This window comes from Flavisphingomonas formosensis, assembly GCF_009755815.1.
GTDB lineage: Bacteria > Pseudomonadota > Alphaproteobacteria > Sphingomonadales > Sphingomonadaceae > Flavisphingomonas > Flavisphingomonas formosensis.
In genome coordinates this window covers 360,011-377,399 of record NZ_WRPK01000001.1, presented here as the reverse complement: position 1 = coordinate 377,399, position 17,389 = coordinate 360,011, and the positions used below count along the sequence as shown (strand labels likewise).

General features: G+C 64.9%; 17 protein-coding genes. 1 reads left to right on the top strand and 16 read right to left on the bottom strand.

Features of this window, described 5'->3' with window-relative positions; translation table 11 throughout:
* Position 1: 1 nt before the first annotated feature.
* Positions 2-1,675 carry a hypothetical protein gene (locus GQY20_RS01910; protein ID WP_157215349.1) on the bottom strand — a complete coding sequence of 558 codons (1,674 nt, stop codon included), beginning with the start codon at positions 1,673-1,675 and terminating at the stop codon, positions 2-4.
* Positions 1,672-1,911: a hypothetical protein gene (locus GQY20_RS01905; protein ID WP_157215348.1), complete on the bottom strand. Its 240-nt coding sequence runs from the start codon at positions 1,909-1,911 to the stop codon at positions 1,672-1,674. Before GQY20_RS01905 ends, GQY20_RS01910 begins: the two co-directional genes overlap by 4 nt.
* Before the next feature lie 1,054 nt (positions 1,912-2,965).
* Between GQY20_RS01905 and GQY20_RS01900 the strand changes: the two genes are divergently transcribed.
* Positions 2,966-4,273 (top strand): tyrosine-type recombinase/integrase, encoded by a 1,308-nt coding sequence (locus GQY20_RS01900; protein ID WP_157215347.1) that lies wholly within the window; start codon positions 2,966-2,968, stop codon positions 4,271-4,273.
* A gap of 7 nt (positions 4,274-4,280) precedes the next feature.
* On the opposite strand, the gene GQY20_RS01895 is transcribed toward GQY20_RS01900, so the two are convergent.
* The 14 genes from GQY20_RS01895 to GQY20_RS01830 form a co-directional block, all read right to left on the bottom strand.
* Positions 4,281-4,496, bottom strand: coding sequence for a helix-turn-helix transcriptional regulator (locus GQY20_RS01895; RefSeq protein ID WP_157215346.1), 216 nt, complete (start codon positions 4,494-4,496; stop codon positions 4,281-4,283).
* On the bottom strand, positions 4,493-4,723 hold the full coding sequence (locus GQY20_RS01890; protein WP_157215345.1) for a DUF2274 domain-containing protein: 231 nt from the start codon (positions 4,721-4,723) through the stop codon (positions 4,493-4,495). Before GQY20_RS01890 ends, GQY20_RS01895 begins: the two co-directional genes overlap by 4 nt.
* 9 nt (positions 4,724-4,732) lie before the next feature.
* Positions 4,733-5,953 carry a TrbI/VirB10 family protein gene (locus GQY20_RS01885; protein ID WP_157215344.1) on the bottom strand — a complete coding sequence of 407 codons (1,221 nt, stop codon included), beginning with the start codon at positions 5,951-5,953 and terminating at the stop codon, positions 4,733-4,735.
* Positions 5,950-6,792: a P-type conjugative transfer protein TrbG gene (gene trbG / locus GQY20_RS01880; protein WP_157215343.1), complete on the bottom strand. Its 843-nt coding sequence runs from the start codon at positions 6,790-6,792 to the stop codon at positions 5,950-5,952. The genes GQY20_RS01885 and trbG overlap by 4 nt, the downstream gene beginning before the upstream one ends.
* Positions 6,789-7,577, bottom strand: a complete 789-nt coding sequence (gene trbF, locus GQY20_RS01875; RefSeq protein ID WP_157215342.1) for a conjugal transfer protein TrbF — start codon at positions 7,575-7,577, stop codon at positions 6,789-6,791. The genes trbG and trbF overlap by 4 nt, the downstream gene beginning before the upstream one ends.
* Positions 7,578-7,596: 19 nt before the next feature.
* Positions 7,597-8,901, bottom strand: a complete 1,305-nt coding sequence (trbL, locus tag GQY20_RS01870; protein WP_157215341.1) for a P-type conjugative transfer protein TrbL — start codon at positions 8,899-8,901, stop codon at positions 7,597-7,599.
* A 108-nt stretch (positions 8,902-9,009) separates the two neighbouring features.
* A complete protein-coding gene (gene trbJ, locus GQY20_RS01865; protein WP_157215340.1) occupies positions 9,010-9,756 on the bottom strand; it encodes a P-type conjugative transfer protein TrbJ in 747 nt (248 codons plus the stop codon).
* Between the two features lie 6 nt (positions 9,757-9,762).
* The gene (trbE, locus tag GQY20_RS01860; protein WP_157215339.1) at positions 9,763-12,201 is read right to left on the bottom strand and encodes a conjugal transfer protein TrbE; all 2,439 of its coding nucleotides are present in this window, start codon (positions 12,199-12,201) and stop codon (positions 9,763-9,765) included.
* Entirely contained in the window at positions 12,195-12,455 is a 261-nt protein-coding gene (locus GQY20_RS01855; protein WP_157215338.1) for a VirB3 family type IV secretion system protein, read from the bottom strand. Before GQY20_RS01855 ends, trbE begins: the two co-directional genes overlap by 7 nt.
* Positions 12,452-12,787: a TrbC/VirB2 family protein gene (locus tag GQY20_RS01850; RefSeq protein ID WP_157215337.1), complete on the bottom strand. Its 336-nt coding sequence runs from the start codon at positions 12,785-12,787 to the stop codon at positions 12,452-12,454. The genes GQY20_RS01855 and GQY20_RS01850 overlap by 4 nt, the downstream gene beginning before the upstream one ends.
* A gap of 1 nt (position 12,788) precedes the next feature.
* The gene (gene trbB / locus GQY20_RS01845; RefSeq protein WP_157215336.1) at positions 12,789-13,781 is read right to left on the bottom strand and encodes a P-type conjugative transfer ATPase TrbB; all 993 of its coding nucleotides are present in this window, start codon (positions 13,779-13,781) and stop codon (positions 12,789-12,791) included.
* Positions 13,781-14,185: a CopG family transcriptional regulator gene (locus GQY20_RS01840; protein ID WP_157215335.1), complete on the bottom strand. Its 405-nt coding sequence runs from the start codon at positions 14,183-14,185 to the stop codon at positions 13,781-13,783. The genes trbB and GQY20_RS01840 overlap by 1 nt, the downstream gene beginning before the upstream one ends.
* A 7-nt stretch (positions 14,186-14,192) precedes the next feature.
* Positions 14,193-16,217, bottom strand: a complete 2,025-nt coding sequence (locus GQY20_RS01835) for a conjugal transfer protein TraG (protein WP_157215334.1) — start codon at positions 16,215-16,217, stop codon at positions 14,193-14,195.
* A gap of 161 nt (positions 16,218-16,378) precedes the next feature.
* A complete protein-coding gene (locus GQY20_RS01830; RefSeq protein ID WP_232475841.1) occupies positions 16,379-17,362 on the bottom strand; it encodes a nucleotidyltransferase and HEPN domain-containing protein in 984 nt (327 codons plus the stop codon).
* Positions 17,363-17,389 lie beyond the last annotated feature (27 nt).

Genomic DNA, 17,389 nt, shown 5'->3' with positions numbered 1-17,389 from the left:
GCTACCACTGCCTTTCCGGCGGGTGGCGCTCGTAAAGCGGCGAATGGCTCGTCAGCGGGAAGTTGCGCACATCCCGCGGCTCGCCGTGTCCCGCCTGAAGAAACTCGCCAAGATTGCGCGCCTCGCCGCCGTGGGCGAGCATGAAGCGCGACGGCAGCCGGACGCCGCGGACGCGATCCACCGAGAAGGAATCACCGCCCGAATGACCGGCTTCGAGCAGGATCTCTCCAAGTTTGGAATGATTGCCGGTGAACAGGTCGGGCAAGGTGAGTTCGACCATCCACATCACTTCCGGGAGCGCCTCGCCGAGTGATTGGATCGACCCGTTGAGGTGCGACCCGTCGTGCCCGACCGTGGCGCCGATGTGCGCGCAATATTCCTCGCGGGTCAGCAGCACGGGGCGGGTGACGAGAGGCTTACGGTAGCGAAGCAGGTAGTTCAGCCATTTGTTGTCGTGCGCGTCATCGACGAACATTTGGGTCGCCTGCCCCATGATGATCGCGCTGGCCGCCTCGGCGACATGGGCTTCAAGCGTCGTGGGAAGCCGTCGCACGATCAGGATCTTCTCGGCACGCAACGTCGGATCGGCTTCGAGGGCGCGGCTGCTCAGTGCGAGGTAGGGACCGAAATTGTCGTCGTGGATGACGAAATGGTCGACCCAGGCACTCGACGGACAATGCCGCGCCGAAGGTTCACCGGTATATTCGGGAATTGCCTGGGGGTGCCACTCGTCCGAGTTTCGCGTGTAGCCGTAGACGACCACGACATGGTTGGTCGGCGATATCTCCGCCGGTGCGTCGTCGTTGGCGCTACCGTCTGGCTCGTCAGCGCGATCCTCGCCGTCGCCGTCGCGCGGCGGCGCGCCCGTCTCGAATACAAGCAAAGCGATATCGCCAGAGTCAGCGGCAGCCGTGAGCACCGAAACATATTCGGACGGCTCGATCGACGTGCAGTCAACCAACGCGACTTCGCGCTGCGTTATCGTCGCGAGCGCGCTCGAGATCTGCTCGACGAGCATCCCATCGGCGGGGGGCGGGTCACCCACGAGCCTGTTGATCTCCTCGGTGCTCGGGGACGGCTGGCTGGGATGGAGGGTTCGCGTCGCCATGCGAATGCAGGCATGCGCGCACACAGAAGTGATTCCATTTTGCTGGGCATAATACAGGCCCTTGATGCAAAACTTCCGGCCATGCACCGCGACCTCAAAGACGGCTTCACAATTGATGAAATTGTTGAGAAGCCGGGTGCCGCTATCAAGCGAGGGGGTCGCGAAGAAGGCTTCGTAGACAAACGTCGTCTGGAATTCAACGGCGTCTCTTGGCCGGTAATTTATCAGGGCGCACTGCCCGATGAGGCAGGCATCGCCCACCGTCTGGATATCTTCCTTCTCGGGCATTTCGTTCAGGAACGACAAGAGCATGGCTTCGGCTGTGCCACCACCGCCCATCCGCTCATCGAGCGTCGCAATCTCCTGTGCGACGCTCGGCAACTCCGACGCGTCCTCGATCAGCAACGCACGAGCCCCCTGTTTGCGGGCGAGCGTCGTTAGACGATGCAGCGGAGCGCTGTCGCTAGAGGTCGACTTCCAGAACGGCTCGATCAGGCTGAAATAAAAGGAATACGGAGCCTCGCACCCGACGACGCGCGAGAGAACCGGCAATGCGGTCCAGGTCAATGGGTCTGCAAGCCATCCAGGCAGTGGCGACGCAAGCTTGAGCCGCCGACCCGGCCCATCGGCCGGATGCGGCTGGCGAGACGCATTCGCTCGTCAAGGTACGCGATCTGCTCGTCGGTGAAGACAATGGTCACGACGCCATGATCGGCCGGGGGCGCGCCGCTAACGAAAGCGACAAGGTCGCCCTCGTTGTGCTGTGCCGTGTCGCCACGGCGATCTGCACGCCTGCCCGTCATATTAGGTCCACAACTAGCTGATGTGGGATGAGTGCCATAGAACCCCCAAAAATGCGTTAATTTTTGGCTTCGGGTCGAGCTTTGCGCCTTTCGATGCTGCGCCCGCTCCGCCCACGCCGTCAAGACATACTTGATGAACGGGCGGGACTGAGCGGCCAATGAACGAAAAGCAGCGGCGCGCGATGGCAGCGGATGACCGGGATCCTCTCTCGTCGATAGGAAGACGCCGTGCACCCTGGTCGCTTTCGCCTGTTTCCCCCGGAACCACTATAGGCAAGCTTGGGCAAGTTGCACCAGCCTTTTTCCTCCGTATTGGCCCAATAGCCGCAAGCTACGCACGCAACGTCGATCAAGGACCGGCGATCCCGCGCCGTTTATTGAGGCCCTCTCCGGGCAAAGATGGCACGGTTGACTCGAAACCGCCTTGAACACGACGATCCTGTTGCCGCGCGCCTTTACCGGTGCGCAGCATTACCCTCGGACGGCGACGCAGAGCAACGGTAGGCAGCTTTCCTGGCTTGGCCTTGGCTAACTGGACAGTCGGCAAGCGGCCCAGCTCCAGACGGAAGGTTCACCCGGATCGGGCCGTTCGATTCATGATGTTCGCGATAGCCTGTAGCGTGAATCACGCTGTCGGCCTTGCGACCGTGCTCTGGCGTGAATCGGAGCGCGTGGCAGGGGCTCGTTTCGCGTTTACCTAATCGAACTCACTACCGCTCGTTCGAAAGTGGGCATTGGAGTGGGCACTAGCCATTGGCACCACGCTAACCACCTGAAAACATCGCCTTTTTTGGCGGAGACGGAGGGATTCGTACCCCCCTTTTCGCGGCCTAGCAAATCCGCCGTTTTTATGCTCTAAAGTCTTTGTAAAACAACGGCTTTTCTAAGTCCAATCGGATTATTCGGGTCGTACCGGTTCGGAGTGGATCGCACCAATCCGCGACTCAAACCCGGACGGAAACCCGGACTGAGCCTGTCGGCGGAGGGATCGGGATTCGAACAAGACCCGGACGGACCCGGACTGAAGCCGATGGAAGGACGAAGGAGGATTCGAATGTCTCGCGCAATGCACAAGCTGAGCGCCCGTCGCGCGGAAACGATCAAGGCACCAGGTTGGCATGGTGACGGCGGCGGCCTTTGGCTGCGCATTGACAACAGCGGCTCTCGGAAATGGGTATTCGCCTGGGAACGATCCAAACGCCGCCGGGAGATGGGGCTGGGCGCCGCCTCCGAGATAACACTTGCGACGGCCCGTGAACTCGCTGCCGAGGCTCGTGCGTTGTTGGCACAGGGGCTCGATCCCATCGAAGAGCGCCGCGCGAAAGACCTTGAGCAGGAAGCTCCCGCAGCCACCGACGATGCCGTGGACGAGGTTCCCGGCGTTCCGACCTTCGGCCAGTTCTCCGATACATACATTGATGCCCACGAGGACGGTTGGAAGAATCCCAAGCATCGGCAGCAGTGGCGCAATACGATCAAGACGCATGCCAAGTCGCTGCTGAACAAGCCGGTCGATACGATCACATCGGACGACGTGGTCACCGTCCTTCGTCCAATCTGGCGCAAGGTTCCCGAGACGGCCGGTCGCCTGCGGGGCAGGATCGAGAACATCCTCGATGCGGCGAAGGCGTCCAAGCATATCGTCAGCCCATGGGAGAACCCTGCCCGGTGGCGCGGCAATCTGATGCATCTCCTGCCCCGCCGGCCAAAGAAATCCCAGGTCAAGCATCACGCGGCCATGCCCTATGATGATCTGCCGGACTTCATGAGACAGCTGCAACGACGCCCCGCGACTGCTGCGCGGGCACTCGAACTCACGATCTTGTGCGCGACCCGGACCAACGAAACGCTGAAAATGACCTGGTCGGAACTCGATCTCGAACTGGCCGTGTGGACCGTGCCGGGCGATCGGATGAAGATGGGCATCGAGCATCGCGTGCCCTTGCCCGGCAAAGCCGTCGAGCTGCTCAAGGCACAGGCAAAAGTCTCAAATCAGGCACCCGATGCCTATGTCTTCCTGGGCCAGAAGCCGGGTAAGCCCTTATCGCAGATGGCGATGACGATGGTCCTCCGACGGATGAACCTCGGACATTTCACCGTCCACGGCATGCGGAGCTGCTTCCGCGATTATATGGGCGACATGACCGATCATCCGGAGTCGCTCGTCGAGCAGGCGCTGGCCCACCAGATCGGCGACGAGACCACCCGGGCCTATCGCCGTGGCGACGCGTTCATCAAGCGGCGTTCGCTCATGCAGGAATGGCAGGACTTCCTGCTGCCGACCCAGAAGCTCAATGCCCGCGCGAAGCGCAACAATGCTGGCCACGCAGACACTGATCCCGCGATGCTCCAAGCCGCCTGATCGACAATCATTTTGCCCGGGAATCGCGAACGACGCCCGCGATCCAGGCATCGACCTCGCGCTCGCTCCAGCGTGCCGCAGCGGCGGTGATCTTGCATGGCTTCGGGAAGCGCCCCTCTCCAATCATGGCGTAGATCATGGTCTTGCCCAAACCTACCCGATGGCGAACCTCCGCCAACCTGAGCAATCTCTCCGGCTGCGCTGCGTCGGGTTCGACGGTCATTTGCGCCGCTCCGCGAGCCCTTCACGCGCCTTTGCGAAACCGCGATCACTCGCGAGGAAGAAGGCGAGCATGTGCGGGACCAGATCGGCAATTGCCTGCTCGTCGCCATATGCTTGCTGGTAGATCGCCGCGTAGTCCGCCAAGGCCAAATGTAGGTCTGGTGCTATGCTGACGGTCAACTTGATCGGCGTCCTGTCGGGCAGTCGAGGAAGCTTGAGATCGGTCATATCAGGTTCCTATTCCTTCCAGGGTGCCAGGATGAGATCGCGATGCACGACCAGCCTGACCGGGGCGCCGGGGCGGATCGTGATCGTCGGCTGGATTTGCAGGTTGCGGGACGTGATCAGGTCACCGGCGCGCGACACATTCTGCTGGGTGGACTCGCGGATCGCCTGGACCAGATCGCTCTCGCCGGAGAAGGTCACGTTCGCGCCCACGCCAAGCAGGGTCGAAATCGCAACACCCTTGAGCAGCGCCCATGTGTGGAAGTCGACCTTGTCGGCAAGCCCGGCATAGCCCGACGGGTCGGTCGCGGGCACGTTGTCGAGCCGGATCGAGCTGCCGTCCGGGAAGATGATCCGCTGCCACACGACCAGTGCGCGCTTCTGCCCGAAGGCGACGACGCTATCGTAACTGCCGATCAGCCGCGCGCCCTGCGGAATGAGAAGAATGCTGCCCGTCGCGCTGTCGAAGACCCGCTCCGTCACCTGGGCGGTGACGAGGCCGGGGAGGTCGGACCTGAGCCCGGTAATCAGGCTCGCCGCGATCACGCTACCGGCGGACAGCATGTCAGGCGACGCTGGCGGGCTCAACCGATGCTCGTTGACATCGCCGCCAGTATCGCGCGCCGCGACGAAGTCGGCCTTGCGCTGCTGGGCATTAGGATCGCGATCAGGATCGATCGCGAGCCGCGACGCATCGGTGGCTGCGACCGGTGGCGAGGATGGTGTCGCATCCGCGCTGCGGGTCGGATCGGTGCGATTGCCGGATTGCACAAGTAATCCCGACTCGCGCGCCGCCTTCAACTCCGCAGCCCGTCGATCGCGCTCGGTCGCAGCGGCCTGGTCCGCGCGCGCCGTTTCGCCGCTGGCCGGCTCGATGCCCATCGCACGCTGATGATCGAGGATCGGCCGGCCGAGATCACCCGGCAGGGGTGGTCCGAGCTTCGGCACGTCGCCATAGCTGCCCGGAAGCCCGCTCAGTGTATCAGCCGGCGCCTTCGCCGTGGCCGTCTGATCGTCGGCTTGACCGGCGAGGTGCAGCGCGGACGGCCGCAACGCCGCCCAGGCGGTCGCGATCAGGCTGACGGAGCCGAGCGCCGCGATCGCCACCACGGCTCCCCGCTTGAAGCGGATCGCCCGCGCCGGCTGGGCGCGAAGCGCCAGCGTTTCCGGGTCCATTTTGCCCGGTGCGGCGAGGGTCTCGGGTGCCGGTGGCACGGCCGCCTCGACGGTCATGATCCCCTCCGCTTGGGCGCGCTTTCCGCTACCCGGCTGATGCGGACAATCTGCTGGTGCTTTGTCCCGAAGCGAAGTTCGGCAACGTCGAAGATGCGATCGACGACGTAGAAGCGTCCCTTCACGCGATAGTTGACGAGTTGGGCTTCGCCTTTTGGGTCCACCAGGAAAATCGGCGGCGCCTCGCCGACGGCCAGCGTCGCCGGGAATTCGATGAACGTCTGCCGCCCGTCGTCAAAAGCACGAAATGGCCGCCAAGCCGGTCGATCGCCCGATACGGCATAGTTGAAGTGAAGCTGCTCAACCTCGATCCCTGCCGCCACCGGAGCCGCCGCTTCGGTCGCGGCGGCGGCGCGCCGCAATGCGATCAGCGCATCCTGGGGATAGGTCCAGGAGAGCGCGGCCATCGCCGTCTTCGTCATGCTGGTCAGCGCGATGTGATAGCTGCGCCGGTCGGTCGTGATCACAAGGTTGGTGGACAGGCCGGCACTGAACGGTTTCACCAGCACATGCGTCCGCTTTTCCGCGCCCGATCCGCTGGTGGTATCGCCAATCACCCACCGTACCGTGTCGCCGCTGGCGACGGCGACCAGCGTCTCGCCCGGTTGCAGCGCGATGTCCGTCACCCGCTCCGGGGCGGTGATGACATGATAGATGGCGCCGTCGGCGAACGGATAGACCTGCACGGCGTTGATGAAGCCCTGCGCGACCGGTTCGATCGTTGCTGCGCGATTGGCGGCGGCCACCGGCGTGGTTTTGTGTGCAGTCGCCTCTGCGGGTTGGGCAGCAAGGATCAGGTAAGGCGCCAGCAGCGCGGTGGCTGCGCGAATTCGATTCATGGCTGGGTCTCCGTATTGACGGTCGGTTGAGCGGCAAGGTTCGGGTCGAGCGGCACGTTGCTGGGCGGCTGCGTGGAGCGTGCGGGAGCAGTCGATGCCGCGGGCTCGAGTTCGCGGCTCCAGTCGATGGCGTCGATGTAGATACCGAGCGGGTTCTTCCGGAGCGTGTCGGCCGATACCGGCGGCTTCGTCAGGATCGTCAGGATGCCAGTCCAGTGGGAGGAGCCTGCCTCGCTTCCACGCTCATAGGCCGTCTCGGTCCATTTGACCTGGAAGGAGCGATCCGATGCTCGGACGACGCTTGTCACCTGAACGGACACGGTGCGCTCGCCGATCCTCGCGAACGGGTCCGCGGCCCGGGCATAATCGCCGAGGAACTGGCTCCCTCGCGTCGTTGTGAAGTCATAGGCCGACAGCCAATCGCGGCGCATCAGCACCGGGTCGAGCGAGACCCCGCGGACAATTTCGATGAACTTCGCCAGATGCCATGCGATCTGGGGATCAGTGGGGTGATAGCCCGCTTCAGCCTCGGTGACTGCCCGGGCCTCGCCCAGGCGATCGACCTCGACGACATAGGGCGTGACCCGGCTCTGCAGCGACTGCCAGATGAGCGCGCCCGACATGGCGGTCGACAGCGATAGCGTGCCGAACGCCATCAACCGCCAGTTACGAGCCTGGACACGCGCCGATCCGATGCGGTCATCCCAAGCCTGGCCGGCGCGTTGATAGGGCGTCTCGGGCTCGGGTGTCTGCGCGTAGCGCTGGACGGCGCGCTTAAAGAACATGGGGCTTGAAGATCATGGCTCAATCTTCCCTTTCCTTGATGTCGGGGGTGGCGGAGGCGCCGCCGCGATCGCCTTCCTTCAGCGTCTGCATGGCGACATGGCGGTGGTGGCGGGAGTCCTGCTGGCGACGCAGTGACTGTGCCCAGGAGGGAGCACCGTCGGGGGCGACGTCCGAAGCCGGTCCCCTCGAATTGGCGCCGCCGTTGAGCGCGGACCAGGCGGCGTCACGACCGCGCTCGGCAGCCTCGCCCAATCCCATCGCTGTCGATGCTTTCTGGCGGGCCGCGCCCGCCGCTGCCTGCGCCATGCCCCCGATGCCGACGCCGACACTCGACGATCCAGCGGCGGTCTGGCCAAGCTGGTAGGAGGCTGAAGCCGCCGAACCCATGGTCGTGCCGGCCCGGATCGCACCGAGCGCAGCGCCACCGACTGCACGGGCCGCGCCCATCGCGGCACCGCCGCCAAGCGCGACGACGCCGGCCGCGCCGATGGTCGTACCGACCGCCGCACCTGCGCCCAATTGCGGCGCGCCAGCCACGAGGCCCGAGGCGATGCCGGGGCCGAAGATACCGAGGCCGAACAGCGAGAGCGCGCCGAGCGTCAGGCTCATCGCGACGCCGAGATCGGGTTCCTGCCCCTGCATCGAGGTCGTGAACTCGGCGAAGAAATTGGAGCCGATGCCGACGATCACGGCGAGCACCATGACCTTGATACCCGACGAGACGACGTTGCCGAGCACGCGTTCGGCGAGGAAGCTGGTGCGATTCCAGAGCGCGAAGGGCACGAGGATGAAGCCGGCCAGCGAGGTCAATTTGAACTCGATAATCGTCACGAACATCTGCACGGCGAGGATGAAGAAGGCGAGGATGACGAGCACCCAGGCGAACAGCAGCACCGCGATCGTCAGGAAATTCTCGAAGAAGCTGACGAACCCCATCATGCTCGACGCCTGCTGGAGCAGCGGCCACGCGGCCGAGAATCCGGTCGAGGCGACGCGGCCGGGCCTGAGCAGATCGTCCGCCGATAGGGTCCCGCCCCCGGCGGTGAGGCCGGCCTGTGCGAATGACTTGAAGATGATGTCGGCAAGGGTCGAGAAGCTGTTCAGGATGAACGCAAACGCGCCGATGTAGAGGATCTTCTTGATGAAGCGACCGATGACATTGTCTTCGCCGCCCATCGCCCAGAACAGACCGGCCAGCGTGATGTCGATGCCGATCAGCGTGACGGTCAGGAAGTGGACGTCGCCGCCCAGCAACCCAAACCCGCTGTCGATGTAGCGGATGAAGGCCTGCATGAACCGGTCGATGACGCTGAGGTCGTTCACGTAACTTTTCCATCAAGAGGGGTGCCGCGGGGAGCGCAAGGGGAGCATCACGCCGCCCGCGGCGACGGCGGCGGGAGGCGAAACCGCCGCCGCCTGTCCGGCGTCCGACTACTGGGGCGTGTAGGCGGTGCCGGTACCGAGAAACTTCGTCGTGGCAGCACGTCCCTCGGCCTCGGCCTGGGCACGGCGGGCGGCTTCCATGGCTTCTGCGCGATATTGCGCCGCCATCAGATTCTGGATCTGGAACTGCTGCTTGGCGGTCAACGCGAGCAACTGGTTGGTGGCTTGGCTGACCTGCAGCGCGCCTTCGGCGCCCTGGCTTCGCGATACGATGCTACCCAGGGTCTGGGCGTCAGCCTGGACATTTTCGACGACCTGCGCCTGCACGCCCATTGTCTGTTTGTAGGCCGCCATCTCGGTGTCGAGCCGGGTCCGCGCTGCAACAACCTGGCCGTTCATGGTCAGCGCCTGATTGAAGCTCTGGGGAAAGAGCTGGCGGAATTGTTGGTCGAGACCGTCGACGCGGAACTGGATGCCCTGTGCCTGGCCCATCAACTGGTCGATCTGCTGGAGCGTGCTTGTGATCGCCTGGATCTCGGGAAAGCCGATCGTGGTGAGATTCTTTGCCTGGTTCATCAGGCTCTGGGCCTGGTTCTGAAGCGAGCGGATCTGGTTGTTGACCTGCTGGAGGGTTCGCGCGGCGGTGAGCAGGTTCTGGCTGTAATTGCTCGGATCGAACACGGTGAATTGCGCATGGGCGGGCGCACTCGGCACGATCAGCGTGACTGTGAGCGAACCGATGGCTGCAAACCCGAGCGCGGACGCGACCAGATGTTTGCGGGTGGGAATACGCATCACACTTTACTCCTTGGCTTGGGGGACGGGAAAATCGGCGAGGAGATCGGCGGCCCAATCGAGGCCGGTTCCCTCAAGGAATCGGGCGGCGAAATCCTTGGGGCCATGCTCGGCCAGCAGAGCGTCGATCCGCGCCTGGGTTGCGGGATCCGAAGCACCGCACAGGGCCAGCGCAACCGGACCCAGGCCCAGTTCGAACAGGCGGTTGCCGCGTGCGGATTGCAGATAATAGTGCCGCTTGGGCGTGGCGCGGCTGATCAGCTCGATCTGCCGGTCGTTGAGGCCGAACCGCTCGTAGGCAGCACGGGACTGCGGCTCGATCGCGCGATCGTTCGGCAGTAGGATCCGTTGCGGGCAGCTCTCGATGATGGCGGGTGCGATGCTGCTGTCGGCGATGTCGGCGAGGCTCTGCGTCGCGAAGAGCACCGCGACGTTCTTCTTGCGCAGCGTCTTCAGCCACTCGCGAATGCGGGCGGCGAAGAGCGGATGGTCGAGGAAGATCCAGGCCTCGTCGAGCACCAACAGCGTCGGACGGCCGTCGAAGCGTTCCTCGAGCCGGTGGAAGAGGTAGGTCAGCACTGGGGCGACCACCCCGGATTGCCCCATCAGCACCTCGGTCTCGAAGCACTGGACATCGGCCAGCGCGAGATTCTGCTCGGCCGCATCGAGGAGGCGGCCATAAGGTCCGTCGAGCGTATAGGCCGTCAGCGCGGTGCGGGGCGCGTTCGACTGGAGCAGCATGGCGAGCCCGGTCAGCGTGCGCTCCTGGGGCGGCGCCGAGGCGAGGCTGCCGAGCGCCGACCACACGGCGTCCTTGACCTCGGGCGTGACCGCGACTTTCTCGTGCGCCAGCAGCGCCGCGATCCATTCCGCCGCCCAACTGCGTTCGCTCTGATCATCGATGCGGTGCAGCGGCTGGAACGCCAGGGTTTCGCCACTGTCCGCGCCGAGCCCCAGGGCATGGTGCGCACCGCCCATCGCCAGCACGGCCGCGCGTGCCGAGAAGCCCTTGTCGAAGATATAGACCTGGCCTCTCGCGTAGCGCCGGAACTGCAGGGCGATCAGTGCGAGCAGCACAGACTTGCCGGCGCCGGTCGGCCCGACGACGAGCATGTGCCCCACGTCGCCGACATGGGTCGAGACGCGAAATGGCGTCGATCCGCTTGTCTGCGCGTAGAGCAGCGGCGGCCCGCCGAGATGGCGGTTGGCCGCCGGTCCTGCCCAGACCGAGGACAGCGGCATGAGATGGGCCAAGTTGAGTGTATGGACCAGCGGCTGGCGTACATTGGCGTAAGCCTGGCCGGGCAGCGAAGACAGCCAGGCCTCGACCGCGTTGAGGCTTTCGCGAACGCAGGTGAAGCCAAGACCGTTGACAATGCGCTCGACCGAGCGGACCTTGTCTCCCACTCGCGCCCGGTCGGCATCGGCGACGGTGATCGTGGTGGTCAGGTAGCCGAAGGCGACATGATCGCCGCCCAAGGCCTGCAGCGCGAGGTCGGCATCGACCACCTTGTTGTCCGCGTCGGTGTCGAGGAGCTGGACCGGCTGGTTGTACATCACCTCACGCAGCAGCGCGGTGATCGACTTGCGCTTGTTGAACCATTGCCGCCTGATCTTCGTCAGCGCCTTGGTCGCATCGGTCTTTTCGAGCGCGATAAAGCGCGTGACCCAGCGGTAGCCGAAGTCCTGGTGGTTGAGCGCGTCGAGGATGCCGGGCCGGCTCAGGTTCGGGAATCCCAGCACGGTCAGCGTGCGGAGATGGATCTGCCCAAGCCTGGGCTCGAGCCCGCCGACCAGCGGCGTGTCGGCGAGCAGTGCATCGAGATAGATCGGCGTTTCCGGCACCGCGACCGCGTGGCGGCGACTGGAAACCGTTGCATGGAGATAGGTCAGCGTCTCGGTGTCATCGAGCGCGCGCACCTCCGGCATGAAGCCGGAAAGAAGGTCGAGCATGCGGTCGGCTTCGGCGACGAAGCCGGCGAGGCTCGCACGCCAATCGCGGCCCTGCACATCGTCGGGCCGTTCGACCAGTGTCCGCCCGGCGGCATCGCTGCTGTCGGCGGGCGGCAGCCACGTCAGCGTGCCGTGATAGATGCTCTCGAAATGCTGGCCCTCGGCCTCGAACCCGGCCCGCCGTTCCTGCTCGACCAGCCAGGATGCGGCGTCGGGAAAGGCGCTCTCCGGATAGCCCAGCGCCTCGCGCCGCTCGGCTTCGAAGAACAGCGCCCAGCCCGTACCGAGCCGCTTGAGCACGTTGTTGGCGCGCGCGCAGGCCGAGACGAGCTCGGCTTCGGTCGCGCTCTCCAGGTCGGGACCGCGGAAGGCGAAGCTGCGCTGAAAGCTGCCGTCCTTGTTGAGGATGACGCCCGGCGCGACCAGCGCGGCCCAGGGGAGATGATCGGCGAGGCGGTCGGCGCGTGGCCGATATTCGGCGAGGCTCAGCACGCAAGATACCCCTTCTGGCGCAGGTGGCGGAGCAGCACGGGCGCGAAATCAGGATCGCGGCGTGCGGCGAACACCGCGACGCTATGGCCGACTGCCCACAACGCGATGCCGACCAGCCACTGCTGGAGGCCCAGGCCGACCGCCGCCGCGACCGTGCCGTTCACGATCGCGATCCCGCGAGGCGCGCCGCCGAGCAGGATCGGCGATCCCAGGCTGGCATGGATCGGCGCCTCGAAGCCCTCGATGTGGCTCATGCGACGAGGGCTCCGCCGCCGAAGCTGAAGAAGGACAGGAAGAAGCTCGAGGCGGCGAAGGCGATCGACAGGCCGAAGATGATCTGGATCAGCCGCCGAAAGCCGCCTGCCGTCTCGCCGAAGGCGAGCGTCAAGCCGGTCACGATGATGATGATCACCGCGACGATCTTAGCGACGGGTCCCTGCACGGATTCCAGCACCTGCTGGAGCGGCTGCTCCCAGGGCATGCCGGAACCGCTGGCCCGGGCCGTGCCGGTCAGGGTGAGCGAAAGGCCGAGCATCAGGCCGGTCAGGAAAAAGCGGTCACGATTGGGAATGGGAAAGATGCGCATGTCAGTCTCCTGTGTTGTCAGGGGTTGGAGAGAGATCGACGACGGCGTAGCCGCCATCGGAGTCGAGGCCCGCGACGCGGGCAACCGTCTCGATGCGCCGCGCTGTGCCGCGGCCGGCAATGAAGACGATCATGTCGATCGCCTCGGCGACCAGGCGCCGCGGCACGGTGACCACGGCTTCCTGGATGAGCTGCTCGATCCGGTAGAGCGCGGAAGACGCGCTGTTGGCGTGGACGGTCGCGATTCCGCCGGGATGACCGGTGTTCCAGGCCTTGAGCATGTCGAGGGCTTCGCCGCCGCGAACCTCGCCGACGATGATGCGGTCGGGCCGAAGACGAAGGGTCGAGCGCACCAGGTCGCCCATCGTGACGGCGCCCGCCCTTGTCCTGAGCGCGACCGTGTCGTGGGCGGGCGATTGAAGCTCGCGGGTATCCTCGATCAGGATGACCCGCTCATCGAGATGCGCCATCTCAGCGAGCAGCGCATTGGCAAGCGTCGTCTTGCCCGAGCTGGTCCCGCCGGCGATCAATATGTTCCGGCGATCGACCACCGCGAGCGACAGCAGGCGCGCGGTTTCCGCCGACATGACGCCGTCGGCTACGTAGTCCATGAGCGTATAGACGCGCGCCGCCGGCTTGCGGATCGAGAAGCACGGCGCGATCGAGACCGGCGGCAGAATGCCTTCGAAGCGTTCGCCGGCACCTTGCCCATGCGGCGGCAGCTCGGCCGAGACGATCGGGCGCTCGCCATGGACCTCGGCACGGGCATGCGACGCCACCAGTCGGATGATCCGTTCGACCTGGGGCGCATCGAGCCTCACCTCGGTATCGACCCGGCCTTCGCCGAGGATATCGACGCGGAGCGCGCCGTCGGGATTGACCATAATCTCGATGACGCGGGGATCGGAGAGCGCGGCGGCGATCGCCGGCCCCATCGCGGTGCGCAGCATGGCGCGACGGCGCTCCGCGGAAACGGTATCGGGTCCGGCCGGCATCACGACCTGCCTCCCTTCGTTTCGGGTGGCGCCAGCGTGCGCGTGCCTCCGGCGATCTGGCGGCCGACCTGGGCGACAAAGGATTCGAACCGGTCGCGCCCGATGGCACGGCCTGCGGCATCGGCCTCGGGCAGCGGCGCCGTCACCATCAACTGGTAGCGGACGAACAGCGACAGGCTTTCCAGCAGGACGTCGATGTCGCGCCGTGCGCCCTCTAGTTCGCGTGACAGCCTGTCGAGGCGAACCTTCAGGAGGTCGTCGACTTCCCTGGTCCCGCGTCGCGCCAGCCAGTCCTTCAGCGCGTCGTTGACCAGCCGGCTCTTGTTGCCGCGGTTGCCGGCTGCGAGCGCCTCGAGCGCATCGCCGATCTCGCGGTCGATATAGAGGTTCTGGCGGATCTTCATCGCCGCCTCACAGGCCAGGCAGGAGGTCGCGGTGGGCGCCCTCGTTGATTGTATAGCCGCGGGCAACGGCGCTCAGGCCCTGCGCCTGGTCCATGGCGCGCTTGTCGGCGGCGACATCGTCGTCGTCCGGCACAAGCTGCTGATCGCGCGTTTCAGCGGCGTCAGTTGCCCTGGAAACCTGCTCGGGAAGGCCGGGATGGCGCTGCTGCTGCATGCCGCCATCGTCCTCGCCACCCGCGGCATCCTCGGCTTGATGCAGCCGGGCATCGATGCCGCGCACCTGGTCGGACCAGTCATTGCTTCGCTGCTTTGGGCAATCGGCATAGCGGCCGGGCACCAGCATCGGTGGCGACGCCACGCGCATGATGAAGTTGCGGTCGTGGAAATAGCGCAGCTTGCGCGCCCGGATCGGCGCGAGCCCGGATACGAGAACAAGCTCCTCGTCGGGCGACAACTGCATCACCTCGCCTGGCGTCAGGAGCTGGCGGGCGGTTTCCTGGCGGCTGACCATGACGTGCGCGAGCCAGGGCGCGAGGCGATGGCCTGCATAGTTGCGCATGGCGCGCTGCTCGGTCGCGGTGCCGAGCGCGTCGGAAATGCGCTTGGCGGTACGTTCGTCATTGGTCGCGAAGGCGACCCGGACATGGCAATTGTCGAGAATGGCGTTGTGCTCGCCATAAGCCTTCTCGATCTGGTTGAGGCTTTGGGCGATCAGGAAAGCGCGGATGCCGTAGCCGGCCATGAAGGCGAGGCTCGTCTCGAAGAAATCGAGACGGCCGAGTGCCGGGAATTCGTCGAGCATCATCAGGAGCTGGTGCCGGCGCGCGGAAGTGCCGGGCTGATCCAGCCGCTCGGTCAGGCGACGGCCGATCTGGTTGAGCACGAGCCGGATCAGCGGCTTGGTGCGGCTGATGTCCGAGGGCGGGATGACGAGATAGAGCGACAATGGCCGCTCGGCCTCGATCAGGTCGGCTATGCGCCAGTCGCAGCGCGAGGTGACCTCGGCGACGGTCGGATCGCGATAGAGGCCGAGGAAGGACATGGCGGTGGACAGCACGCCCGAGCGCTCGTTCTCGCTCTTGTTGAGCAGTTCGCGCGCGGCGGAGGCAACGACGGGGTGGACCTTGGGATTCTTGTTGTCGCCGAGATGATTGGTGGTCATCATCCGGCGGAGCGTGGCGACGAAGCTGCGCTGCGGGTCGGAAAGGAAGGTCGCGACACGCGCGAGCGTCTTTTTTTCCTCGGCATAAAGGATGTGGAGGATCGCGCCGACCAGCAGCGAATGGCTGGTCTTTTCCCAATGGTTGCGGCGTTCGAGCGCGCCCTCGGGATCGACCAGGATATCGGCGATGTTCTGGACATCGCGCACCTCGTCCACGCCGCGCCGAACCTCGAGCAGCGGATTGTAATGCGCCGACGCGGCGTCGGTCGGGTTGAACAGCAGGCAGTGCGAGAACCGCGCGCGCCATCCGGCGGTCAGCGTCCAGTTCTCGCCCTTGATGTCGTGGATGACCGCCGAGCCGGTCCAGGAGAGCAAGGTCGGGACGACGAGCCCAACGCCCTTGCCAGAACGGGTCGGCGCGAACGCCATGACATGCTCGGGGCCGTCATGGCGCAGATAATTGCCGCGCAGCGAGCCGAGCATGACGCCGGCGTCGCGATGCAGTCCGGCGCGTTCGATCTCGCCGGTGTTTGCCCAGCGAGCAGAGCCGTAGGTGGTGACGTTGCTGGATTGGCGCGCGCGCCACAGCGAGCCGAAGATCGCCGCCGCGCAGCCGATGAAGCCGCTGGCGCCGGCGAACATGCCCGCGCGGTCGAAGACATGCGGGGCATAGGCGTCGTAATGATACCACCATGGGAACAGCGCCCAGGGATGGTAGACCGGCACGCCATCGAGCCGGAACCACGGCGCACCCAGTTCGGGTTGATAGGCCAGCATGGCTGCCGCCCATTGTGTCGCCGCCCAGATGCCCAGCAGGACGATGGCGAAGACGACAATGATCTGGCCGATGAGTAGTTTGGTGGGTGTCACGTCGAGGCTCCCGCCCGCCGGACAGGACCGGTTCGGGCGGTTTCAGACTCCGTGACAGGCGCCGAAAATTGAACGGTGCTGATGGGCGCAGATGGGCTCGCGTCGGTCTGTTCCGGTCGGATGCCGGAATGGAAGGCTATTCGGGAGCGGGTGCCTGGCGGTTAGAGGCCGGCGTCGGCTTTCAGTGTTTCGAGGCGTTCGCGCGAGACAGTCTCGACGATGTCGCGCAGGGCGCGGACCGACTGCGACAGGGCGTCGAGGTCGTCATTGCCGATCTCATAGCTCGCCGAATAGCGGGCCTCGACATAGGCGCGCTTCAGAAGTTCGAACCGGCGGCGGTCAAGTCTAGTGGCGCGGGGCCAAGCTTCGATCAGACGCGGCTCGCTGTCTTCGGCAAGCGAGCGCAGGAACTTGATGTTGTGCGAACGGGGGAAATAGAGGGTGCAGACGAGTAGGAAGCAGATATAGGCACGTTCGGTCGCCTGATGCAGAAGGAAAGCTGCATCTTTGCTTTCGCCTTCTCGGATCGCAAATGATGCCAGCTTGATACCGCTGTCGACCTTAGCCAGCCAATCATGGAAATAGGCTGATGCCATCTCATAGGCGTCGGCGGCGGTCAGCGGTTTAGGCATTGCGAGCGCGCTGCCGGGCAATTCGTAGAGCACGATCCCATCGCGGGCGATGTCTGTCCAGAAATACTCGCCCCGGCTCAGTGCCTGATTCACCTCGTCCAGCGTGTGGACGATGATGTTCACCGGTCGTGCAATCGCACTGTCGTGCAGGATCTTGTCCTCGGCGACATACCAGTAATCGGCGACGTCGGTGAGATCCAGGTGGCTGACGATGACGAGCAGATCGAAGTCTGACTGGTAGCCATTCTCCGGCTCATCCACCCAGTCGGTCCGGGCATAGCTGCCGAACAGAATGATCTTGAGGATCTTGCCGTTCTTCTTCCACGGCTGGTTCGCGCGCGCGATCGCATCGGCAAACTCGCCCATGAGCGTTTGCTTCACGCGGTCCAGTTCGCTTTGCTGGACCGGGGGCAGATGGTCGATGTCACTCCGCACGAAGGGGATTCTCGCGGCAGACCATGACGTTGGCAAGCCTTGACCACATCGACGGGTGCGCCGATGATCGCGCGTCACGCACGAACGCTATCCAGCGTGTGTTCC